Source organism: Hydrogenobacter subterraneus (assembly GCF_055390195.1).
This window is the reverse complement of sequence record NZ_AP042473.1, coordinates 790,650-811,306: the sequence shown is the minus strand read 5'-3', so window position 1 is coordinate 811,306 and position 20,657 is coordinate 790,650. Positions and strand designations below refer to the sequence as shown.

The window sequence follows — 20,657 nt, the reverse complement described above, 5'->3', positions numbered from 1 at the left end:
TATGAAAAAAGTATCCTTTAAGCTTTTGCCTCTTTTGCCCTCCTCGGGGGGCTTTCTTTATATGTTATCTTGTGGTTGTGGACATTGTCCCGCATGCCTTGGCTCTTCCGCCAGTGTGGTAAGCCTTGCCCTATACATTGGCACAAAAAAGCTTTTAGGGAGGAAAAGCCATGAGAAGCCTATTAATACTACTCCTTAGCCTTTCTCTTTCCTTTGCCCAGCTAAAAGTGGTTGCTGTTTATCCTTGGATAGGTGAGCTTGTTAAGGAAATAGGAAAGGATAAAGTAAGGCTACATGTTATAGCCAAGCCCACTGAAGATTTTCACTTTGTAGTGCCAAGGCCTTCCCATATAGCAAAGCTAAGGGATGCAGACCTCCTTATCATAAACGGCGCAAGCCTTGAGATAGGCTTTTTGCCACCGCTAATACAGCAATCCAACAATCCCAAAATACAGCCCGGAAGGGAAGGCTTTTTGGACCTCTCAAGCTATGTAAATCTAATAGAAAAGCCTCTCTCTGTCTCAAGAGCTATGGGAGATGTGCATCCTGAGGGAAACCCCCACTACAACTTAGACCCCCACAACATACCCACACTGGCGAAGGCTATAAAGGATAAGATGTGCCAGCTTGATCAAAAGAACTGTGCCTTTTACACTTCAAACCTTGAGGGCTTCTTAAAAAGGTGGAGCCAAAAGCTAAAAGAGTGGGATGAGGGCTTTTCCAAGCTAAGAGGCACAAAGGTTATACAATATCACAAGACCTATGATTACCTCTTTGTGCGATACGGAATAGAAAACGCAGGCACATTAGAACCTTTGCCGGGCATCCCACCTACGGCCAAACATCTGGAAGAGCTTATAAACAGGTCAAAGGGAGTAAAGTTTGTAGTCTATGAAGTATTTAGAGAACCAAAGCCTGCCAAGAGAGTGGCGGAGGCCATAGGAGCCAAGGCAGTTATGCTTCCCCATGATGTAGATGTGGAAGGTGTAAAGGACCTCTTTGGCCTTTTTGATGAAATACTTAGGAGGCTTTCAAAATGATGGACATCTTTCTAAACAGCTTTTTGCTTTCTGTAGTGCTTGTGGGCATCCATGCCTACTTTGGAAGGGAGATAGTAAAAAGGGGCATAATCTTTACCGATATTGCGGTAGCTCAGTTTTCCGGAGTGGGCCTTGCCCTCTCCCTCCTTCTCTTTCATGGAGAACACCTTTATCTTTTTTCTTTAATATTTTCCCTCCTTGCAAGCCTCCTTATAGCCTTCTCTCAAAGGATCAAAGAATACACAGAAGCCTTTATAGGCCTTTTGTATGCTTTGGGCTTTTCCTCCGTTGTCCTTATCCTTTCCTTTTCACCTTTTGGTATGGAGGAACTAAAGAAGATAACGGCCAGCGACATACTCTTTGTGCAAAGAGAGGAGGTCTTCAAAACAGCCATAATTTACTTTGTTATAGGCCTTCTTCTCTATTTTAGAAGGCGTCTCAAAGAGTTTTTTCAGGAGCTTTCCTTTTTTGTCCTCTTTTCTCTTACCCTTGCCAGTTCGGTAAAGCTTGTGGGCGTTTTGGTAGTCTTTTCCCTTCTGGTGGCACCAGCCTTAGCCTCTCTGCTACTTGGTAGAGGCCTAATCTTTGCTTGGGCCTTTGGCACCCTTTTGAACCTTTTGGCCATAGGCATATCCTTTAAGCTTGACCTTCCCACTGGCTACAGTATGGCCTTTTTGCAGTCCTTGGTGGCTATCTTACTTTTTCTTGGTAAGCTGGCTCTTGTAGCCAAAAATACTCTTCCCTCTCAGGACCGGTAGAGAGCATCACAATAGGCACGCCAAGGTAGCTTTGGATAAAATCCAGATAGTCAAGGGCTTCCTTTGGAAGCTGGGAGAGGCTTTTTGCTCCCTTTGTATCCCTTTGCCACCCCTTAAAACTCTTGTATATGGGCCTTATGCTTTCAAGCTGGCTCAGGCTTGCCGGAAAGTGGTCAATGGTCTGCCCTTTATACTCATAGGCCACACATAGCTTTATCTCCTCAAACTCATCCAATACATCCAGCTTGGTAATTATTAGGCCGTCAAGGCCGTTTACCTCCACCGCATACTTCAAAGCCACAAGGTCCAGCCATCCGCATCTCCTTGGCCTTCCCGTAGTGGCCCCATACTCTCCACCCCTCTCCCTCAGTTTTTCTCCCATCTCATCCTTTAGCTCCGTTGGAAAGGGCCCTTCACCCACCCTTGTGGTGTATGCCTTTGATACAGCCCAAAAGTTGGCATCAGAAAAGTACTTTGGAGGAAGGCCCGTTCCACTGGAAAGGCCCAAGGCGGAGGCGTTGGAAGAGGTCACATAAGGATAGGTGCCCATATCCACATCAAGCATGGTTCCCTGCGCACCCTCAAAAAGCACCCTACCCTTAAAATCAAGAAGCCACCTCGTAGTATCTATCACCCTATCTTTTATCTTATTGTAGCTTTCCATAGTTTTTTCAAACATCTCCTCAAGGTCAAGCTTGTGGTTCTCACAGTAGACCTTCTCACAAAGGTCCTGCACAAACTCCAGATTGTCTTTTATGAGCCTGTAGGTCCTGTCCTTGTCCTCAAGGTCGCAGACCCTTATACCCTTCCTTCCATACTTGAACATGTAGGAAGGACCTATACCCCTCAAGGTGGTGCCTATCTTGCCTTTTCTTTCAAAAAGAGAGTCAAGCACCTTATGATAGGGCATTACAAGGTGCGCCCTGTTGCTCACAAAAACCCTGTCCCAAACTTTTAAACCCCTTTCTTCAATATCTTTTATCTCTTTTACCAAAAGCTCTAAATCCACCACCATGCCTTGGGCCACTATGCCTATGGTATGCTCATGAAGTATGCCCGTTGGTAAAAGGTGAAGTATGAACTTTTCTCCACCTACCACCACCGTGTGGCCTGCATTGCTACCCCCTTGGTATCGCACCACTGCATCAAAGTCTGCAGAAAGCAGATCTACCACCTTTCCCTTTCCTTCATCGCCCCACTGGGCGCCCAGCAAAACAAGATGTTTTTTCATCGCACCGCCTCTTGAAGTTCTTCTACCTTTTCTCTTATAGCCTTCAGAAGCTCCTCTATCCCCCACCCCTTTTCCACAGAAATCACCACAGCCCTACCATCCATAAAGGCTGGTTCTGTAAGGTATTTAATATCTTCCTCTTTCTCCACCACCTTATCAGCCTTGTTAAAGACATATATAACAGGCTTTTCATCTGCAGATAGGTCCTTTAGAATCTCTTTTACCACCTTTACCTTTTCAAGCCACTTTTTGTCCGAGATGTCTATCACATGCAAAAGGATGTCCGCCTCTTGCACCTCTTCAAGAGTGGCCTTAAAGGACTCTATAAGCTCTGGTGGAAGCTTCCTTATAAAGCCCACCGTGTCGGTGATAAGCACCTTTATGTCCGGAAAGAGGAACTTGGCGGAGGTCTTTGTATCCAAGGTGGCAAAGGGCATGTCTGCCACAAAGGTTTCCCTGCCTGTCAAAAGCCTCAAAAGGCTTGATTTTCCTACGTTTGTGTATCCCACAAGGGCCACCTTTACCACCTTTAGGTCTCCAGAGCTTTCCCTCCTTTTCCTTTGCTCTCTTCTTTGCCTCTTTATGTCCTCAAGCTCCTCCTTTATCTGCTGTATCCTCTTCTTTATCCACCTTCTCCTTATCTCCGCCTCTTGCTCACCGGGACCCCTTGTCCCCACACCACCACCAAGCCTGGATAGCTCCTTTCCTCTTCCATATAGCCTTGGAAGCTCATAGGTTAGCTTGGCAAGCTCCACCTGAAGCTTGGCCGTCTTTGACCTCACCCTTCTGGAGAATATCTCAAGCACAAGGTCCGCACGGTCCATAATCTTTCTACCTATGGCCTTTTCAAGGTTTGCCACCTGCGATGGGCTTAGAAAGGTATCAAAGATGATAACATCAGCACCAGTGCCTTCGGCCACCTGTTTTATCTCCTCTACCTTTCCAGCACCAACATAAAACCTTGGGTCTGGATGGCTTTTTTTCTGGAGTATATAACCTATGCACTTGCCACCTACTGCCCTTACAAGCTCCTTAAGCTCCTCAAGGGATTCCCTGCTTTCTGACTTATTGGATTCTAATAGGCCTACCAGTAGGGTCTTCATTAACCTCCTTGCACTATGGTGCTTATAGCGTGCTTGTATATAAGGCTTGGTTCACCTTCTACTTCCAACAGTATGGTGTACTTATCATGGTCAAGTATCTTGCCCGTTATTCTGGTGCCTCTTGTAAGGAATATGGTTATATTGGCACCCTTTTTCTTTAGCTCCTCAATATACTCATCCTGTACGTTGGTGTTCTTCTCCATAAACATTCCTGCTACCTCCATTATAAATTATAAAAGCTTTTTTGATTAGTCAAGGTAGTTTGAGGCTGTTTCAAAGATTTCCACTCAAGCTTTGCTTTAAAATTATAGCATGCCTGAATTTCTAAGCCTTTCCATGGCCCAGATAAACCCAAAGGTGGGAGACATAGAAGGGAATTTAAAAAGGATAAAGGACTTTTGGGAAAAGGCTGACAGCCAAAGCCACATGGTCATCTTTCCAGAACTTTCCTTATGTGGTTATCCTCCAGAAGACCTTCTTTTGAGGCTTGATTTTATACAAAAGTGCCACAAGGCCCTTGAGGAGCTTTTGGACTTTTCCACAAAAAGGGAGTCCCTTGCGGTCATTGGCATGCCCTACTATGATGGAGACCTCTATAATGCCCTTGTGCTTTTGGGTGGTGGGAAGGTGCTTGGCATATACAAAAAGACCTTTTTACCCAACTATTCTGTCTTTGATGAAAAGAGATACTTTAGGGCTGGAGGAGAGCCATTTATCCTTGAAGTGGAAGGCCTAAGGCTGGGCTTTTCCATATGTGAGGATATTTGGCATCCTGACGGTTGGGAGAGGTTCTATGCCCTTTCGGGCTGTCAAGTGCTTATAAACATAAACGCTTCTCCCTATTATAAGGGCAAGCATGAGTTTAAGGAAAATTTTTTGAAGGCAAGGGCTGAGGACAATATTGCCTACGTGGTATATGTAAATATGGTGGGAGGGCAGGATGAGCTGGTCTTTGATGGTCGCAGTATGGTAATAGACCCGGAAGGAAGGATTTTGGCAAGGGCAAAGGCCTTTGAGGAGGACCTACTCACTGTAAGCCTTGATATAAACATGGTAAGGAGGAAAAGGCTTTTTGACCTAAGGCTAAGGGAGAGAAAGGTAGAAGAAAAGAACAGGCTTGAAATCTATTACCTTCCAAAAAGGGAGAAGATGCCACCAAGGGTGGAAGAAGGCCCAAAAGAAGAGGAGGAGCTTTATAAGGCTATCACATTGGCCATAAGGGACTATGTGGAGAAGAATGGCTTTGAAAGGGTGGCTTTGGGCTTGTCTGGCGGTATAGACTCTTCTTTGGTGGCATGCCTTGCAGTAGATAGCCTTGGAAAGGAAAGGGTGGTAGGAGTTTTCATGCCTTCCGAGTTTACCTCAAAGGAGAGCAGGGAAGATGTTTATAGCTTGGTAGAAAGCCTTGGCATAGAGCTTTTGGAGTATCCTATAGAAGGCCTTTACAAAGCTTACCTTCAGGCCTTTGATTCAAAGGAGCTAACCGTTGCGGAAGAAAACCTTCAGGCACGCATAAGGGCAAACATACTCTTTTACCTTTCCAACCGTTATGGATGGCTTGTGCTTTCTACTTCCAACAAGAGCGAGATAGCGGTGGGCTATGGAACCATATATGGAGATATGGCCGGGGGCTTTGCTCCAATAAAGGACCTCTATAAGACCATGGTCTACAGGCTTGCCCAGTATAGAAATTCCATAAGGCCAGACATTCCTCAAAGGGTTCTTACCAAGCCACCCAGCGCAGAGCTAAGGCCTAACCAAACAGACCAAGACACCCTCCCACCTTATGAGATCCTTGACAGAATACTCATGCTTTACATAGAAGAGGGCTTAGGCCCAAAGGCCATAGTAGACCAAGGCTTTGAGGAGGGGGTGGTAAAAAGGGTTTTGAACATGCTACGGAGGGCAGAATACAAGAGAAAACAAGCACCCGTGGGCCCAAAGCTTACAAAAAGGGCCTTTGGAAAGGATTGGAGGGTGCCGATAACCAATGAATATGTCTAAAATTACTATTATGGGGTGAGTGCCATGAGACACTTTGAAGAGATAAAAGAAATTCTATCCAGTCATCTTGATGAAATTAGAAACAGGTTTGGCGTTAGAGAGATAGGTATTTTTGGTTCCTATGTAAGGAGTGAGGAAAGTAAAGAGAGTGATTTGGACGTGCTTGTGGAGTTTGAAGAAGGCAAAAAAACTTTGACAATTATATGGATTTAAAGTTTTACCTTGAAGACTTATTTGGAATAAAGGTAGACCTTGTAATAAAAGCCATTAAACCCAGACTTAAAAGCTACATATTGAGCGAGGTTGTTTATGTTTAAATAGCTGTAAAATCAATCCTTAAGGGATTGGAAACATGATAAACTATAATCATGCACCTTATGAACACATACAAAAGGCTTCCCGTTAGGTTTGTAAGAGGAGAAGGTGTTTATCTTTATGATGATAAGGGGAAAAGATACCTTGATATGCTTGCGGGCATTGCGGTAAACGCCTTGGGCTACAAAGATCCAGAGCTAACACAAGCTATATGCAATCAAGCAAAAGAGCTTTTGCACATCTCCAACCTCTTTGAAAACCCGTGGCAAGAGGAGCTGGCAAAGGAACTTGTGGAGGAGTTTTGGACTTCTGGGAAAGTCTTTTTTTGCAACAGCGGAGCGGAAGCCAACGAAGGTGCCATAAAGCTTGTAAGAAAATATTTTTATGAAAAGGGAGAGAAAAGGTATAGGATAATCACCTTTTATAACTCCTTTCATGGGAGGACCTTTGGGTCCATGTCGGCCACAGCCCAAGAGAAGATACAAAAGGGCTTTGAGCCTCTTTTGGACGGCTTTGACTATGCAGAGCTAAACAACTTTGACTCTGTGCTAAAAGCCTTAAAAAAGGATACGGCTGGCATAATGCTTGAGGTCATTCAAGGTGAGGGTGGCATAAGGGAGGCAGACTTTGAATTTATGCAAAAGATTCAAGAGCTTTGCAGAAGGGAAGGATTACTTTTGATAGTGGATGAGGTGCAAACGGGCATAGGAAGGACTGGAAAGTTCTACGCCTACCAGCATTACAACGTAGAGCCAGACATTATAACCCTTGCCAAAGGCCTTGGTGGCGGTGTGCCTATAGGTGCCATCTTGGCAAGGGATGAGGTGGCAGATGCCTTTGGGCCGGGTTCTCACGGCTCCACCTTTGGGGGAAATCCTCTTGCCTGCACAAGCGCCAAGGTGGTGGTAAGGAGGGTAAAAAAACTCTTGGTTCAAGTAGAAAGGGTAGGAAGCTACTTTAAAAGGAAGCTTGAAGAGCTAAAGGTTGGAAAGGTAAGGGGGAAGGGCCTTATGCTTGGCCTTGAATTAGAAAGAGACTGTTCTCAAATAGTTCAAAAAGCCCTTGAGAGGGGCCTTGTGATAAACTGCACTTCAGAAAGGGTCTTGAGGTTTGTCCCACCTCTCATAATAGAAGAGAGGCATGTAGATGAGGCTGTGGAGATATTGAGGGAGGTTCTCACTCAAGCCTAAACCTTTTCTTATAAGCCTTCAAAGTGTTAAGAAGCAAGCCCGTCACCGTCATGGGTCCCACACCACCGGGCACGGGTGTGATGGCATAGGCCTTCTCCTTTACCTCTTCAAAGTCCACATCCCCCACTATCTTGTCTCCTACTCTTGATATACCTACATCCACCACCACCGCACCCTCCTTTACCATATGTGCCTTTATAAGGCCCGGCACGCCCGTGGCAGATATGAGTATATCCGCCCTTTTGGTGTATTCCTTTATATCCTTTGTATATATATGACAAACGCTCACTGTGGCATCCCTCCAAAGCATAAGAAGGCTAAGTGGCCTGCCCACTATAAAGCCAGCACCCACTATTACCACATCTTTGCCCTTTAGCTCTATCCCGTAATGGTTAAGCAACAGGTCTATGCCCAGTGGTGTGCAAGGTATAAAGCCATCTTCCATACGTGCTACAAGCCTTCCCATGTTTTCTGGATGAAATCCGTCAACGTCCTTTTTGGGGCTTATGGCAAGGATTATTTCTTGCTGGTTTATATGGGATGGTAGGGGTAGCTGTACAAGAATGCCATCTATCTCCTCATCGGCGTTTAACTGGGCTATAAGCTCAAGTAGTTCTTGCGTGGTTGTGTTGTAGGGAAGGCGGTAAGAGAGAGACCTTATGCCTACCTTTTGGCATGCCTTTTCCTTGTTTGACACATACACTTGGCTTGCTGGGTCTTCTCCTACCAGTATGACCGCAAGGGTGGGAGGCCTAAGGCCCTTTGAAAGGTATTCCTTTACCTCTTGGGCTATATCTCCTCTTATCTTCTCTGAGAGCGCCTTTCCGTCAAGTATAATGCCTACTGTCTTTTCCATTTTGTCCCCGCCGGTGTATCTTCAAGGATTATACCAAGTTCTTTCAACCTATCCCTTATGTGGTCCGCAATGGTAAAGACCTTCTCCTTCCTTGCCATGCTTCTAACCTCTATAAGCAAATCTATAAGCCTTGTATCAAGCACCTCTCCAGCAGATAGCTCCCTTTGGACCACTTTTTTAACCTCACACTGGGGCCTGTAATCTTCCAGAAGGCCAAAAACTCCCCTCAAGTTCCTTATAAGGGAATCCACCGCAAACTCGTAGGCTTGAAGCTCTTGATGGGATATTTTGCCTTCCGAAAAGGCCTTGTTTTTTATCTTGTTTAATTCACTCACCAAGTTATAAACCACCGCCAAGGCCTGTGGCGTATTAAAGTCTTCGCCAAGGGCTTGGAAGAAGGCCTCTTCTGCTTCCTTTACCTTTTCAAATAGTGGGTGGGTTCCCTTTTCTTCATAGCTTGGTAGTTTTTTCAAAAGCTCAAGGTCTTCCAAGGCGTTCAAAAGCCTCTCGTAGGCCCTTTTTGTCTCTTCCATCTTTTCCCAAGAGAAATCCAAGGGGCTTCTGTAGTGTGTAAAGAGGACTAAAAGCCGAAGGATATCCGGATGGTATTTAGAATAAACCTCTTTGAGGGTTATGTAGTTGCCAAGGGACTTGGACATCTTTTGACCGCCAACGGTGACGAGGCCGTTATGAACCCAATAGCGCGCAAAGGGCTTACCCGTCAAGGCTTCCGCCTGTGCTATCTCATTTTCATGGTGAGGAAAGACAAGGTCAAGGCCTCCGGCGTGGATGTCTATGGTCTGCCCAAGGTGTTTGAAGATCATGGCAACGCACTCTGTATGCCAGCCTGGCCTTCCGGGCCCCCAAGGAGAATCCCAAGCAGGCTCTCCAGCCTTGGCAGACTTCCAAAGGGCAAAGTCCAAAGGATTTCTCTTCTTCTCCGATGGCTCCACCCTTGCGCCAGCCTCAAGCTCCTCTATGTTCCTTTTTGAAAGCTTTCCATACTCGGGAAAGGCAGACACGGAAAAATAGACATCCCCACCCGACTCATAGGCATAGCCCTTATCTATCAAAGCCTTTATAACTTCTATAATCTCCTTTATATGCTCCGTTACCCTCGGCTCCACATCGGCAGGCTTTACCCTTATGTTTTCCATATCAATGTAGTAGCTGGCTATATACCTGTTTGCTATGGTCATAAAGTCGGCACATTCTTCCTTTGCCTTGTTTATTATCTTGTCATCCACGTCGGTGAAGTTTCTGACAAACTTGACCCTATATCCCATATGTTCAAGAAATCTTCTAAAAACATCAAAGACTATAAGGCTTCTTCCATGGCCCACGTGGGAGTCATCATAAACGGTTACACCGCAGGTGTATATAAGCACGTTTGGAGGGTTGATAGGAACAAACTCCTCTACCTTGCCCGTTAAGGTGTTGTATATGCGAAGGCTCATAGTGGTATATTTTAATTCATTGTTCACTCCTAATGATAAAATAGCTATTCATGGGCTTTTTGGACAGATTTAGAAAAAAGGAGGAGAAGGAGGTCCTTTGGACCAAGTGCGAAAGCTGTAAATCCCTCCTATACATCCCTGAATTAAAGAAGAACCTAAACGTTTGTCCAAAGTGCCAACATCACTTTAACATGCCTGCAAAAGATAGGCTTGAATACCTACTAAAAGACTATCAAATTCTCTTTGAGGAAATAAAGCCTACAGACCCGCTTAATTTTAAGGACACAAAGGGCTACAAAGAAAGACTAAAACAGGCACAAGAAAGCACTGGACTTTCTGAGGCTATGATAGTGGCAGAGGGGCTTTTAAAGGATGAAAGGATTGTGCTATCGGTTATGGACTTTGGCTTTATAGGTGGTAGCATGGGGTCGGTGGTGGGTGAGAGGTTTTATAGGGCATGTAAGCATGCAAAGGAAAAGGACCTGCCTTTGGTGGCTGTGATAACCTCCGGCGGTGCTCGCATGCAAGAGGGCATACTATCCCTCATGCAGATGGCAAAGACTTCCATAGGCGTGGGCTATTTAAAGGAAAAGGGACTACCCTATATAACTGTGCTTACAGACCCCACTACGGGCGGTGTGTCTGCAAGCTTTGCCTTCCTTGGAGACATAATAATAGCTGAACCAAAGGCCCTTATAGGCTTTGCAGGGCCGAGGGTTATAGAGCAGACCATTAAACAACAGCTTCCAGAAGGCTTTCAAACATCGGAGTTTTTGCTTGAAAAGGGTATGGTGGATATGGTGGTGCATAGAAAGGACCTAAAGGATACCCTTTATAGCCTTATAAAGATGGCCACCTATTGGAGAAGACATGTGGCGCTTTGAAGAAGAACACCCCTTTGCCCTTGCTTACAGGCTTGTGGAGGAGGGAAAGCTTGACCCTTGGGATGTGGATATATGCGCCCTTGCAAAGGCTTACATGGAGGAGATAAAAAGGCACGAACTACTTGACCTGAGGGTGCCCGCAAGGGCCCTTTTGGCAGCCTCTTTTCTTCTTAAAAAGCAGGCGGAAGTCCTCTTTCCAGAGCCAAAGCAAAAGAGAGAAAGGAAAAGGATAACTCTTGAGGAAATAGTGGAACAGTTTGAAAGCCAACAGGAAGAGATAATAGAGGATTTAACAGACAGGCTTGAGAAGGCAAAAAAGGTCATAAGAAAGGTGAAGGTATCCGTGAAAAGGAGGAGAGAAAGAAAATTCCCCATACACATATCAAAGTTTGAAGACGCTCTCCAAGAGCTTAAAAATCTTTTTAAAGAGAAGGGCATGGTCCTTTCCTTTTATCAGATTATCCTTGGGAAAAACCTTGTGCCATACCTAATGGCCCTTATGGTGCTATATCAAGAAGACATTGTAGACATAGAACAAGAAAAACCTTTTGAAGACTTAAGGATTATAATTAAGAGGGATGCTACAGCTCAAGTTTAACCAAGAGGGCCTAATACCTGTAATAGCACAGGATTATAGGACTGGTGAGATAAGGATGTTCGCTTGGGCCAACGAGGAGGCCATAAGGAAAACCATAGAAACGGGCTATGCCCACTACTACTCAAGGTCAAGAAAGGCTATATGGAAAAAGGGTGAAAGCTCTGGAGAGCTTCAAAGGGTGGTGGAGATAAGGGTTGACTGTGATGAGGATGTTTTGCTCTATATTGTCTTGCAAGAAAAAAACAGGGCTTGCCATACGGGGGAAAGGAATTGCTTTTTTAGGGACCTTGAGGGGAAAAAGGTAAAGAGGGTACTTCCCTTTGAAACACTTCAAAGGCTCCAAGAGATAATACAACAAAGGCTTGAAGAGATGCCAGAAAACTCATACACGGTAAAGCTCTTTAAAGAGGGTGAAGATAGAATACTTCAAAAGTTTGGTGAAGAGGCCATTGAAACCCTTATAGCCTTAAAAAGAGGTATGCCGGAAGAGATAAGGGCGGAAGCCTCCGACATGTTTTACCATCTTCTTCTCATGCTCACTGTAAGAAATATAGGGATTGAGGAAGTTCTTGAAGAGCTTGCAAGCAGGATAAAGTAGATTTAAGATTTTCCTATGAAGCTTTTGATCATACTGCTTTCCCTTATAGCCTTTTCCAACGCAAAGATATTCATCTCCAAGTGGCAAGAGGCCGTAACACCCCTCATGGTGGACCATATAAAAAGAAGTTTGCAAAAGGCGGAGAAAGAGGGGGGAAGCCTTTTTATTCTTGAATTGAACACACCCGGGGGCCTTGAAAGCTCCATGAGGGAGGTCATTCAAGAGTTTCAAAGGACTCCCCTTCCTGTGGTGGTCTTTGTTTATCCACCGGGTGGCCGTGCAGCTTCCGCCGGTGCCATAATAACTCTCTCAGCAGATGTGGCTGTGATGGCTCCCGGGACAAACATAGGTGCAGCTACGCCTGTGCAGATGGGTGGTGAAAAGATGGATGAGGCTATGAAGCAAAAGGTTATGCAAGATATGCTTGCCTTTGTGCGAAGTATTGCCAAAGAGAAGGGAAGGAATCCAGAGATAGCAGAAAAGATGGTAACTCAAGCCATATCTCTAACTCCAGAAGAAGCTCTAAAAGAGAGGATTATAGACCTTATAGCAACGGACAGGAAGGACCTTTTGGAAAAGTTGGATGGGAGAGTAATAAAAAAGCACGGTAGGGAAATGGTTATTAAAGCTAAGGACCTTCAGGTGGTAGAGGTGGGAAAAAGCTTAAGGGAAGAGTTTCTTAGCATAATAACAAACCCAACCATCGCCTACATGCTTCTTCTTATAGGCTTCTATGGCATTTTCTTTGAGCTTTACAATCCTGGAACCATAATACCCGGCACTGTAGGCATCATCTGCTTCCTTCTGGGCTTGTATGGCCTTGGAGTCATAGGTATAAACTGGCTTGGCCTTCTTCTTATCCTTGCAGGCATCCTTCTTCTCATACTTGAGCTTATAACTCCTACCTTTGGAGGTCTTGCAGTAGCTGGAGCCATAGCCCTTGCCCTTGGCTCTTTAATTCTCATAAGCCCAGATTCACCTTACGGAGATATTCCCATAAGCGTCATAGCCACCATGGTAATCCTTACCGTAGGCTTTTTCCTCTTCGCGGGAAGGCTTGGATTAAAGGCCCAAAGGCGCAAAAAGATGCTTGGCGCGGAAGAGCTAATAGGTGAGCAGGGAGAAGCTTACACAGACTTTGTAAGAGGAAAGGGTAAGGTCTTTATACACGGCGAGATATGGAATGCCATAAGCGATGAACCCATACAGAAAGGCGATACTGTAGTGGTTGAAGAAGTCAAAGGCATGACCTTAAAGGTAAGAAAGGTTTAAACGGAGGGGGCGGGATTCGAACCCGCGGTACGGGGTTTGCCCGTACACAGCATTTCCAGTGCTGCACCTTCGGCCACTCGGTCACCCCTCCTACAAAAGCCAAAATAATATTATATACCTTCTTTCGGAGCTGTAAAGAAGCTAATTGCTCAATGTAGATCCTGTTTCCATCTCGGCACAAGAAATGGTCTAATTAATACACATCATAGACTAATAAAATATGAGTTAGATATACTAAAAACGCCGAGTGAGAAATTCCCTTTAAGCTAAACCTTCCATATCAATAAAAAGACAGCAGGGCTACTATAATAGTAGCTCTAAAAACCATCGGAGGTTTTTACCATGGAAATTATACCACCTTACCTACGCATCTACCAACAAATCCTAAAAGACCTTGAAAATGCCTTGCCATTCCTTAATGTGCCAAAAGCTAAAGCAGGCAGAAAGCCTAAACTCACAGACATCCATATAGCAGCCATCTTTATACTCTCCTACATAACCAATACAAAAGTCCTCACCTTAGCTAAACTACTTATTGACCCATCCATACAATCATGGCATATCTTCAGAAGATACAGACTCAAGAGAGTATACAGGATATTGAGAGAATACAAGCTTCACAAGCTGAGGCTTATGATTTTAGCAAGGCTTTTGTATGGTAAGAAGATAGAACTTGTAATAGATGGAACCATAGTGGACATAGCCAATGTAAACAGGGCGAGGACACAGAAGATAAGGAGGGTAAGAGGGAAGGTATGGTGGGCAAAGAGGAGAAGGAAGATAGTTCGGAGAGACAATGGGAAGGTAGTGGAGTTTGAGGAGGTCAGGTATGGCATGTTGATGATGGTGTTATGTGATAGGTGGGGAAGAGTTTATGATGTGTGGATAAGCTTTGGAAGTGTGCATGAGGTTAGGGCATTTAGGGAAAGGAAGAGAAGGAGTTTATGGTTTAGGAAGCTTGTGGAGAGTTGTGTGGTGTATGGAGATAGGGGTTATAGGGGTTGTGAAGGTGTGATTGTGTGTGGTAGTAGGGAGATGAGGGCAAAAAGGCAGGTAGTGGAAGGTGTTATAAGTCAGATAAAGCTTTTTAATGCTGGTAGTGGGTGGAGGACTTTAACTTGTGTGCTTGTGTATGTATATGCTTATGCTATTGGATATAGCTATTATAGGAGGGGTGAACTTGAGGTCTAATTTCTCACCCGGCGTATCATAGACTAATAAAATATGAGTTAGATATACTAAAATTTTTTCCAAAAACCTCTTGACAAAATAGCAGGATGTTAATATAATATCTATTAGCAAAATCCCATAAAGGAGGTGGAACATGGCAAAGCTGAGACCACTCTACGATAAGATTGTGGTCAAAAGGTTTGAGGAGCAGGAACAAAGGACAGCTTCTGGCATAATCATACCAGACACGGCAAAGGAAAAACCCCAAATAGGTGAAGTAATAGCCGTTGGAGAAGGTAAGCTTTTGCAAAACGGCCAACAAGTTCCACCTAAGGTAAAGCCCGGTGATAAGGTGGTGTTTAACAAGTATGCGGGCACCGAGGTGGAGCTTGATGGAGAAAAGTTCCTTATTATGTCCGAGGATGAAGTACTTGCAATAATTGAGTAAAAAACTTTAAAAGGAGGTGGCAAGATGGCAGCAAAAAAGGTTATTTATGGAGAAGATGCAAGGGCAAGGCTTAAAGCTGGTGTAGACAAGCTTGCCAATGCTGTTAAAGTTACCCTTGGTCCAAGGGGTAGAGAGGTTATCATTGAGAAAAAATGGGGTACTCCCCTGGTAACCAAAGACGGCGTAACCGTTGCCAAAGAAATAGAACTCAAAGACCCCTATGAAAACATGGGCGCCCAATTGGTTAAAGAGGTTGCCTCCAAAACGGCAGATGTGGCCGGTGATGGAACAACCACAGCTACAGTGCTTGCCCAAGCTATCTTTACAGAGGGTCTAAAAGCCATAGCCTCCGGTGCAAACCCAATGGACATAAAGAGGGGTATAGACAAGGCTGTGGAAAAAGTTATAGAAGAAATAAAGAAACTGTCTATACAAGTTAGCGGAAGGAAGGAGATTGAACAAGTTGCTACCATTTCTGCCAACAATGATCCAGAGATAGGAAAGATAATAGCAGATGCTATGGAGGCTGTAGGAAAGGATGGCGTTATAACCGTTGAAGAGTCCAAGTCTGCCCAAACCACCCTTGAAACAGTCCAAGGTATGCAATTTGACAGGGGTTATCTATCTCCATACTTTATAACAAACCCTGATAAGATGGAAGCTGTGTTGGAAGACCCATACATACTCATATATGAAAAGAAAATATCCAATGTAAAGGACCTATTGCCTGTACTTGAACAAGTAGTAAGGGCTGGAAAACCCATCCTCATAATAGCTGAAGATGTAGAAGCTGAAGCCCTTGCAACCCTTGTAGTAAACCACATTAAGGGTGTAATAAGGGCATGCGCAGTCAAAGCTCCTGGCTTTGGCCAAAGGAGGAAGGATTACCTGCAAGATATAGCCATACTCACCGGTGGAACAGCTATAACTGAAGAGCTTGGTATAAAGCTTGAAAGCGTAACCCTTGATATGCTCGGTAGGGCAGACAAGGTCATAGTGGACAAGGACAACACCACCATAATAGGTGGTAAGGGTTCCAAGGAAGCCATAAACGCAAGGATTGAGCAGATCAAGAAGCAGATCGTGGAAACCACATCTGACTATGACAGGGAAAAACTACAAGAAAGACTTGCCAAACTCTCCGGTGGCGTAGCCATCATAAGGGTAGGCGCAGCTACCGAAGCTGAACTAAAGGAGAAGAAGGCAAGGGTAGAGGACGCAGTGCATGCTACCAAGGCTGCTGTAGAAGAAGGTATAGTGCCCGGTGGTGGTGTGGCACTAGTGAGAGCTTCAGAAGCACTTGATGAGTTGAAATTGAGCAATCCAGACCAACAAATAGGAGTAGATATAATTAAGAAGGCTTGTAGGACACCTATAAGGCAGATAGCTTCTAACGCAGGATTTGAAGGCTATGTGGTGCTTGAGAAAGTTATCCAGCTTGGAAAGGAAAAGGGTAAGAACTGGGGCTTTGATGCGGCCACCGGTGAATACAAGGACATGGTTGAAGCTGGAATCATTGACCCAACCAAGGTGGTAAGGACGGCTATACAAAACGCCGCCTCTGTGGCTGGTACCATGCTAACCGCAGAAGCCTTGGTTGCAGAAATACCCGAAGACAAGAAGGAGAAGGCTCCAACACCCGAAATGCCAGAGCTTGACTAAAAAGCCTCAGGCCCCCTCTGGGGCCTTTTATTGACAATTTTTTTTAAAAGATTAAAATATAAGTAAGGATTTACTATGAAAGAGTTGGTTTTATTTTTACACATTGTTTTTGCTACCCTTTGGGTGGGTGGCATGATATTTTTAGTCTTTGTCGTGTCTCCCTTTGTAAGAAAGCTACCCATAAGGGACCAGGTTTTTCAAGAGGTGGGAAGGCGCTTTAGCTTTTATGGAACTTTTTTCTCCTTGCTACTTCTTTTTATCACCGGCCTTATAAACATTCATTACATAGTTGGTATTACAAGCCTTTTTGACCTTTCAATCCCCTACACCAAAACTCTACTTCAAAAGATAGGTATATTCTTCCTTGTGGTAATAGTTTCCCTTGTACATGACCTATACTTTGGGCCAAGGGCTGTATCTTCAAGCTTTCACAGGTATATGGCAAGGCTTTTGGGTCTTATAAACCTTTTCCTGAGCCTTTTTATAGTTTATCTGGCAGTTAAACTAAGGCTTGGAGGCTAAATATGGCACACCTTTTGAGATTAGAACCAAGCTTTTCAGATTTTATGCCAGTAAAAAAGGCGCTATATTCTACAGAAAATTTAAAATGTATAGCCTTTTACCTCAAAGCTGGTCAGAAGATTCCCATTCATACATCACCACATAGGGTTATAACCCTTGTGCTTGAGGGTGAAGGAGACTTCTTTGTGGGAAGTGAAGAAAAAAGAGAGAGGCTTAAAAAGGGAGAGGTACTTCTTTATGAGCCTTCAGAGCCACACGGCTTTGTTGCCGTGCAAGATATGACAGTATTAGCCTTTGTAGTGTGATGTTCTACGTATCCAAGGTAAGCATCCCCTTCTTCTTCCTTGCCGTCTTGGACCTAATTTATTCCCTTTTCCTTAGAACCTTTACGGTGGATGTCAAAAGCTTATGGGCCGTTGCAGTCTTTGGCTTTGTAGCACACACCATAATGGGGGCAATGTATCAAATAGTGCCCAACTCACAGAACAGGCCCTTAAAACTTCCTTTGCTTTCTTATGTAGTCTTTGCCTTGAGCCTTGCCTCTTCCGTAGCCTTTTACAGCTCTAACCACCTTATTGGTAGCTTCCTTCACCTTGTCTCCTGTCTTATTTTCTTTTTCCATGTGCTATCTTCTATGAGGAACTTTCAGCCCATAACTGTAAAGTTTTTAACCTTGGGAAGCCTATACTTTCTTTTGTCTGGCATATTTTTAGTCCTTTCAGAGCTTGGTTATATTCCCTTTGCCTTGGCCGTTCACACCTTAACGGTGGGCTTTATGCTAAAGGTGGTGGTCGGTGTGGAGCTTGCTTGGATTCCTATGCTTTACATGGAGCCACTTAACCTAACGCTGAGTAAAAGGCTCTTCTACCTTGGCCTTTTTACCACACCACCTTTCCTTATAAGCTTTTACCTTTATTCTTACAAACTCATAGCCCTTATGAGTTTTCTCGTTTTAGCCTTCGTAGGCTACTATCTTTACCTCATCTACTCCCTCTTTGTCAAAAGGCGCACACCAAAGGAGATCCCTTACGTTATAAAATACCTCTTGCTTGCCCTCTTTATCCTTCCCTTTGGTTTGTTAATAGGCTCTTTTATGGCTGGGAAAGAACTGGTTTCTCACATGGTTTTTCTACACTTTGACCTACTTATCTACGGCTTTACAGCCATTACCATAATGGGTGGTATGTCCCACCTTTATCCAAGGATTGTTTACAACATGAAGTTTTCCAAAAAAGAAGGCGTTTATATCTCGGACCTAGTGGATGAAAAGGCCATAAAGAGAATTTTGCCACTTACTGTGGTAGCCTTGGCTTGGATGGTCTTTGCAGAAGCTCAAGGCAGACCACTATCCTATCTGGCAACCATCCCTTACCTTATCCTATGGCTCTACTTTTCTTATGCTGTGCTTATAAGAGGGCTTTTGTTTAGGCCAAAGCTATCTTCCTGAGGTTTTCCACCATCTCTTCCGTTGTGCTACCAAGATAGACAAAACCGTTCTTCATAGCGCAACCTTTTTTCCCTACAAAGGCTTCCAAGGGATACAAGCTCATCCATCCTCTTTACAACCTTGGTAGATGGAATATAAATAGCGGTTCCGTCTGTGTAAAAATCTTGGCTTTTGAGCCCAAGCTCTACAGTGTCAGCCTTCAATATCAAACTACCGTAAGCCCTTCCCACATAGACCTCCACATTTTCATAATTAGAAAGGCCTTCGTATATAGCCTTTATTGGATTTTCCGCAAGATCAAACTTTACATAATCTTTAACCGTATAGCATTCATTGAAAAGAACGTAAGGACATACCTCAGCACAGTACTTATGGTCTATGCTTTTAAACAGATAGCCCAAGGCATAACCTTTAGAAGGTAAGATGTTATCTTTGCCAAGCTCTTCCAAAAAGCCAGAACGAATCATGACATCTTTTACAGGTGCCTTCACATTCACAAAAACAAGGTTTACGCCTACGTTCTTAAGGTCCTCATGGAAATCATGTAAGGCCTCAAGGGCAGTCCCATCCACATAGTTTATAGATTCACCGTCTATCACCAGATGCTTCAAAGCAGGCTTTCCTTTAACAATATCTTTTATCTCTTCTAGTATGTTCTCCACGTTGGCGTAGTATAAAGAGGCTTCAGGCCTTATCATCTCAATCTGGGGACAGGTGGGCAAGTTGTTTGCCTCTGCGTTCACAAAGGTGCCACTAATGGGGTCCCTGGACATTCTAACTATCCTAGGATGTAGGCTTCTCCAAAGGAATAGGGACAAGGAGAGGAAAACACCTATCAGTATGGCATAGTCTGGCTTCATTATGAAGGAAAGGGCAAAGGTGGTTATGGCAGATATGCCATCGTATCTGTTTGTTTTCCAAAGGTGTATAAAGTGATAGGGTCTTATAAGGCCTACGACCGCTGTTATCACTATGGCGGAAAGGACTGGCCTTGGAAGGTAGTAAAGGAGTGGAGCCACAAACAGGAGGGTAGCTATCACAAAACAGGCGCTTATTATGTTGGACATGCCCGTCTTTGCACCAGCTTGGAAGTTGACAGCAGAACGGGAAAAGGAACCACTAACCGGATAGCTTTTAAAGAAGGATCCTACCACGTTGGCAAGGCCTTGTCCTATAAGTTCTTGGTTTACATCAAGCTTTTGTTTTGTTTGGCTTGCTATAAACTTTGCTATAGCGTAGGCCTCCATAAAGCCCACAAGGGCTATGATAAAAGCCTTGCCAAGAAGCCTATCCAAAAGGTCAAGGTCTATGTAGGGTATGGAGGGGTAAGGAAGCCCTTGTGGAATATTCCCTACAACCTTTATGCCATAGCTTTCAAAGGAGAAGTAATAAGAAAGGATCGTAAAGATGATAACGGCCACTAAAGCGGAGGGAATATTTTTGTTTATTCTTCTTAGGCCAATTATTATAGCTATGGAGGCAAGGCCTACCGCAAGGGTGTAAAGGTTGGTCTTTGGGAGGTTTATGGCTATCTCATAAAGATTTTGAAAGATTAGCTCCTTTTGTTCCACCTTTATACCAAGTAGGGCTGGGATCTGAGTGGTTATTATGATTATGGCCGCAGCGTTGGTAAAGCCCATGATGACCGAATGGGAAACAAAGTTAACTATAAAGCCCAGCCTAAAGAGTCCCATGAATAGCTGTATTAGACCTACCAAAAGGGCCATAAGGATTGCAAGTTCAATAAACTTCTCTTCTCCGGGCTTGGCGTAGCTTGTAAGGGATGTAAAGGTAAGGAAGGACACTATGGCTACAGGGCCTGTTGCAAGCTGTGGAGAGCTACCAAAGAGGGCAGCTATTATCACAGGAATAGAGGCAGCATATAGGCCATACACGGGAGGAAGCCCTGCAATGAGAGCATAGGCCATGGATTGGGGCACAAGAACTACAGCTACCGTAAGACCTGCAGTAAGGTCTTGTATAAAAACCTTTCTGTTGTAGTTTTTAAACCATGTTAAGAAAGGCAAAAACTTATCCATCCCCTTATGGTGAAATTTTAACATGACTTATATCAAACATAGATTGACAAGATTTCGTCCATA

General features: G+C 44.3%; 22 protein-coding genes and 1 tRNA gene. 16 read left to right on the top strand and 7 right to left on the bottom strand.

Annotated elements, in window-relative coordinates:
• The first annotated feature begins 1 nt into the window (after position 1).
• Genes ACZ5GB_RS04480 through ACZ5GB_RS04470 form a run of 3 tightly spaced genes read left to right on the top strand, consistent with a single transcriptional unit; the run spans position 2 to position 1,798 of the window.
• Positions 2-199 carry a hypothetical protein gene (locus ACZ5GB_RS04480; protein WP_464327777.1) on the top strand — a complete coding sequence of 66 codons (198 nt, stop codon included), beginning with the start codon at positions 2-4 and terminating at the stop codon, positions 197-199.
• Positions 171-1,040 (top strand): metal ABC transporter solute-binding protein, Zn/Mn family, encoded by an 870-nt coding sequence (locus ACZ5GB_RS04475; RefSeq protein WP_464327776.1) that lies wholly within the window; start codon positions 171-173, stop codon positions 1,038-1,040. Before ACZ5GB_RS04480 ends, ACZ5GB_RS04475 begins: the two co-directional genes overlap by 29 nt.
• Complete coding sequence (locus ACZ5GB_RS04470) at positions 1,037-1,798, top strand: metal ABC transporter permease (RefSeq protein ID WP_464327775.1); 762 nt, start codon at positions 1,037-1,039, stop codon at positions 1,796-1,798. The genes ACZ5GB_RS04475 and ACZ5GB_RS04470 overlap by 4 nt, the downstream gene beginning before the upstream one ends.
• On the opposite strand, the gene ACZ5GB_RS04465 is transcribed toward ACZ5GB_RS04470, so the two are convergent.
• From ACZ5GB_RS04465 to hfq, 3 genes are read right to left on the bottom strand one after another with little or no spacing between them, the layout of a single operon-like run.
• Positions 1,731-3,029 carry an adenylosuccinate synthase gene (locus ACZ5GB_RS04465; RefSeq protein ID WP_464327774.1) on the bottom strand — a complete coding sequence of 433 codons (1,299 nt, stop codon included), beginning with the start codon at positions 3,027-3,029 and terminating at the stop codon, positions 1,731-1,733. The genes ACZ5GB_RS04470 and ACZ5GB_RS04465 overlap by 68 nt on opposite strands.
• Positions 3,026-4,132 carry a GTPase HflX gene (hflX, locus tag ACZ5GB_RS04460; protein WP_464327773.1) on the bottom strand — a complete coding sequence of 369 codons (1,107 nt, stop codon included), beginning with the start codon at positions 4,130-4,132 and terminating at the stop codon, positions 3,026-3,028. The genes ACZ5GB_RS04465 and hflX overlap by 4 nt, the downstream gene beginning before the upstream one ends.
• On the bottom strand, positions 4,132-4,335 hold the full coding sequence (gene hfq / locus ACZ5GB_RS04455; protein WP_464327819.1) for an RNA chaperone Hfq: 204 nt from the start codon (positions 4,333-4,335) through the stop codon (positions 4,132-4,134). Before hfq ends, hflX begins: the two co-directional genes overlap by 1 nt.
• Before the next feature lie 109 nt (positions 4,336-4,444).
• On the opposite strand from hfq, the gene ACZ5GB_RS04450 reads away from it, so the two are divergent.
• The 3 genes from ACZ5GB_RS04450 to ACZ5GB_RS04440 all read left to right on the top strand — a co-directional run bounded on the left by ACZ5GB_RS04450 (position 4,445) and on the right by ACZ5GB_RS04440 (position 7,641).
• Positions 4,445-6,136, top strand: coding sequence for an NAD+ synthase (locus tag ACZ5GB_RS04450; protein ID WP_464327772.1), 1,692 nt, complete (start codon positions 4,445-4,447; stop codon positions 6,134-6,136).
• Between the two features lie 24 nt (positions 6,137-6,160).
• A complete protein-coding gene (locus ACZ5GB_RS04445; protein ID WP_464327771.1) occupies positions 6,161-6,349 on the top strand; it encodes a nucleotidyltransferase family protein in 189 nt (62 codons plus the stop codon).
• Positions 6,350-6,504: 155 nt separating this feature from the next.
• On the top strand, positions 6,505-7,641 hold the full coding sequence (locus tag ACZ5GB_RS04440) for an acetylornithine/succinylornithine family transaminase (protein ID WP_464327770.1): 1,137 nt from the start codon (positions 6,505-6,507) through the stop codon (positions 7,639-7,641).
• On the opposite strand, the gene folD is transcribed toward ACZ5GB_RS04440, so the two are convergent.
• Both folD and cysS read right to left on the bottom strand, forming a co-directional pair.
• Positions 7,628-8,497 (bottom strand): bifunctional methylenetetrahydrofolate dehydrogenase/methenyltetrahydrofolate cyclohydrolase FolD, encoded by an 870-nt coding sequence (folD, locus tag ACZ5GB_RS04435; RefSeq protein ID WP_464327769.1) that lies wholly within the window; start codon positions 8,495-8,497, stop codon positions 7,628-7,630. The genes ACZ5GB_RS04440 and folD overlap by 14 nt on opposite strands.
• Complete coding sequence (gene cysS, locus ACZ5GB_RS04430) at positions 8,482-9,954, bottom strand: cysteine--tRNA ligase (protein ID WP_464327768.1); 1,473 nt, start codon at positions 9,952-9,954, stop codon at positions 8,482-8,484. The genes folD and cysS overlap by 16 nt, the downstream gene beginning before the upstream one ends.
• Positions 9,955-10,004: 50 nt before the next feature.
• On the opposite strand from cysS, the gene accD reads away from it, so the two are divergent.
• From accD to ACZ5GB_RS04410, 4 genes are read left to right on the top strand one after another with little or no spacing between them, the layout of a single operon-like run.
• Complete coding sequence (gene accD, locus ACZ5GB_RS04425) at positions 10,005-10,838, top strand: acetyl-CoA carboxylase, carboxyltransferase subunit beta (protein WP_464327767.1); 834 nt, start codon at positions 10,005-10,007, stop codon at positions 10,836-10,838.
• Positions 10,825-11,436, top strand: coding sequence for a segregation/condensation protein A (locus ACZ5GB_RS04420; RefSeq protein WP_464327766.1), 612 nt, complete (start codon positions 10,825-10,827; stop codon positions 11,434-11,436). Before accD ends, ACZ5GB_RS04420 begins: the two co-directional genes overlap by 14 nt.
• Entirely contained in the window at positions 11,417-12,034 is a 618-nt protein-coding gene (gene hisIE, locus ACZ5GB_RS04415) for a bifunctional phosphoribosyl-AMP cyclohydrolase/phosphoribosyl-ATP diphosphatase HisIE (RefSeq protein ID WP_464327765.1), read from the top strand. Before ACZ5GB_RS04420 ends, hisIE begins: the two co-directional genes overlap by 20 nt.
• Before the next feature lie 15 nt (positions 12,035-12,049).
• Positions 12,050-13,306: an NfeD family protein gene (locus tag ACZ5GB_RS04410; protein WP_464327764.1), complete on the top strand. Its 1,257-nt coding sequence runs from the start codon at positions 12,050-12,052 to the stop codon at positions 13,304-13,306.
• 1 nt (position 13,307) lies between these two features.
• On the opposite strand, the gene ACZ5GB_RS04405 is transcribed toward ACZ5GB_RS04410, so the two are convergent.
• A tRNA-Ser gene (locus ACZ5GB_RS04405) sits at positions 13,308-13,397 on the bottom strand.
• Positions 13,398-13,648: 251 nt separating this feature from the next.
• Here ACZ5GB_RS04405 and ACZ5GB_RS04400 point away from each other — a divergent pair.
• The 6 genes from ACZ5GB_RS04400 to ACZ5GB_RS04375 all read left to right on the top strand — a co-directional run bounded on the left by ACZ5GB_RS04400 (position 13,649) and on the right by ACZ5GB_RS04375 (position 18,555).
• Positions 13,649-14,497, top strand: a complete 849-nt coding sequence (locus tag ACZ5GB_RS04400) for a hypothetical protein (RefSeq protein ID WP_196607743.1) — start codon at positions 13,649-13,651, stop codon at positions 14,495-14,497.
• 133 nt (positions 14,498-14,630) lie between these two features.
• The gene (gene groES / locus ACZ5GB_RS04395; protein ID WP_464327763.1) at positions 14,631-14,924 is read left to right on the top strand and encodes a co-chaperone GroES; all 294 of its coding nucleotides are present in this window, start codon (positions 14,631-14,633) and stop codon (positions 14,922-14,924) included.
• A 24-nt stretch (positions 14,925-14,948) separates the two neighbouring features.
• Complete coding sequence (groL, locus tag ACZ5GB_RS04390; RefSeq protein ID WP_464327762.1) at positions 14,949-16,586, top strand: chaperonin GroEL; 1,638 nt, start codon at positions 14,949-14,951, stop codon at positions 16,584-16,586.
• 75 nt (positions 16,587-16,661) lie between these two features.
• On the top strand, positions 16,662-17,108 hold the full coding sequence (locus ACZ5GB_RS04385) for a DUF4149 domain-containing protein (protein ID WP_464327761.1): 447 nt from the start codon (positions 16,662-16,664) through the stop codon (positions 17,106-17,108).
• 2 nt (positions 17,109-17,110) lie between these two features.
• On the top strand, positions 17,111-17,413 hold the full coding sequence (locus ACZ5GB_RS04380; RefSeq protein WP_464327760.1) for a cupin domain-containing protein: 303 nt from the start codon (positions 17,111-17,113) through the stop codon (positions 17,411-17,413).
• Positions 17,413-18,555 (top strand): hypothetical protein, encoded by a 1,143-nt coding sequence (locus ACZ5GB_RS04375; protein WP_464327759.1) that lies wholly within the window; start codon positions 17,413-17,415, stop codon positions 18,553-18,555. Before ACZ5GB_RS04380 ends, ACZ5GB_RS04375 begins: the two co-directional genes overlap by 1 nt.
• Before the next feature lie 26 nt (positions 18,556-18,581).
• Here the strand turns inward: ACZ5GB_RS04375 and ACZ5GB_RS04370 are convergent, their stop codons facing one another.
• On the bottom strand, positions 18,582-20,594 hold the full coding sequence (locus tag ACZ5GB_RS04370; protein WP_464327758.1) for a SulP family inorganic anion transporter: 2,013 nt from the start codon (positions 20,592-20,594) through the stop codon (positions 18,582-18,584).
• Between the last annotated feature and the right edge of the window lie 63 nt (positions 20,595-20,657).

What these genes read in the sequence shown, in the direction of transcription:
- ACZ5GB_RS04375 (WP_464327759.1), top strand. Translation starts at nt 17,413, where the DNA reads ATGTTCTACGTATCCAAGGTAAGCATCCCCTTCTTCTTCCTTGCCGTC.
- hfq (WP_464327819.1), bottom strand. Translation starts at nt 4,335, where the DNA reads ATGGAGAAGAACACCAACGTACAGGATGAGTATATTGAGGAGCTAAAG.
- cysS (WP_464327768.1), bottom strand. Translation starts at nt 9,954, where the DNA reads ATGAGCCTTCGCATATACAACACCTTAACGGGCAAGGTAGAGGAGTTT.
- ACZ5GB_RS04465 (WP_464327774.1), bottom strand. Translation starts at nt 3,029, where the DNA reads ATGAAAAAACATCTTGTTTTGCTGGGCGCCCAGTGGGGCGATGAAGGA.
- ACZ5GB_RS04385 (WP_464327761.1), top strand. Translation starts at nt 16,662, where the DNA reads ATGAAAGAGTTGGTTTTATTTTTACACATTGTTTTTGCTACCCTTTGG.
- ACZ5GB_RS04420 (WP_464327766.1), top strand. Translation starts at nt 10,825, where the DNA reads ATGTGGCGCTTTGAAGAAGAACACCCCTTTGCCCTTGCTTACAGGCTT.
- hflX (WP_464327773.1), bottom strand. Translation starts at nt 4,132, where the DNA reads ATGAAGACCCTACTGGTAGGCCTATTAGAATCCAATAAGTCAGAAAGC.
- ACZ5GB_RS04480 (WP_464327777.1), top strand. Translation starts at nt 2, where the DNA reads ATGAAAAAAGTATCCTTTAAGCTTTTGCCTCTTTTGCCCTCCTCGGGG.
- ACZ5GB_RS04475 (WP_464327776.1), top strand. Translation starts at nt 171, where the DNA reads ATGAGAAGCCTATTAATACTACTCCTTAGCCTTTCTCTTTCCTTTGCC.
- ACZ5GB_RS04400 (WP_196607743.1), top strand. Translation starts at nt 13,649, where the DNA reads ATGGAAATTATACCACCTTACCTACGCATCTACCAACAAATCCTAAAA.
- groL (WP_464327762.1), top strand. Translation starts at nt 14,949, where the DNA reads ATGGCAGCAAAAAAGGTTATTTATGGAGAAGATGCAAGGGCAAGGCTT.
- groES (WP_464327763.1), top strand. Translation starts at nt 14,631, where the DNA reads ATGGCAAAGCTGAGACCACTCTACGATAAGATTGTGGTCAAAAGGTTT.
- hisIE (WP_464327765.1), top strand. Translation starts at nt 11,417, where the DNA reads ATGCTACAGCTCAAGTTTAACCAAGAGGGCCTAATACCTGTAATAGCA.
- ACZ5GB_RS04445 (WP_464327771.1), top strand. Translation starts at nt 6,161, where the DNA reads ATGAGACACTTTGAAGAGATAAAAGAAATTCTATCCAGTCATCTTGAT.
- ACZ5GB_RS04410 (WP_464327764.1), top strand. Translation starts at nt 12,050, where the DNA reads ATGAAGCTTTTGATCATACTGCTTTCCCTTATAGCCTTTTCCAACGCA.
- ACZ5GB_RS04380 (WP_464327760.1), top strand. Translation starts at nt 17,111, where the DNA reads ATGGCACACCTTTTGAGATTAGAACCAAGCTTTTCAGATTTTATGCCA.
- accD (WP_464327767.1), top strand. Translation starts at nt 10,005, where the DNA reads ATGGGCTTTTTGGACAGATTTAGAAAAAAGGAGGAGAAGGAGGTCCTT.
- ACZ5GB_RS04470 (WP_464327775.1), top strand. Translation starts at nt 1,037, where the DNA reads ATGATGGACATCTTTCTAAACAGCTTTTTGCTTTCTGTAGTGCTTGTG.
- ACZ5GB_RS04370 (WP_464327758.1), bottom strand. Translation starts at nt 20,594, where the DNA reads ATGGATAAGTTTTTGCCTTTCTTAACATGGTTTAAAAACTACAACAGA.
- folD (WP_464327769.1), bottom strand. Translation starts at nt 8,497, where the DNA reads ATGGAAAAGACAGTAGGCATTATACTTGACGGAAAGGCGCTCTCAGAG.
- ACZ5GB_RS04440 (WP_464327770.1), top strand. Translation starts at nt 6,505, where the DNA reads ATGCACCTTATGAACACATACAAAAGGCTTCCCGTTAGGTTTGTAAGA.
- ACZ5GB_RS04450 (WP_464327772.1), top strand. Translation starts at nt 4,445, where the DNA reads ATGCCTGAATTTCTAAGCCTTTCCATGGCCCAGATAAACCCAAAGGTG.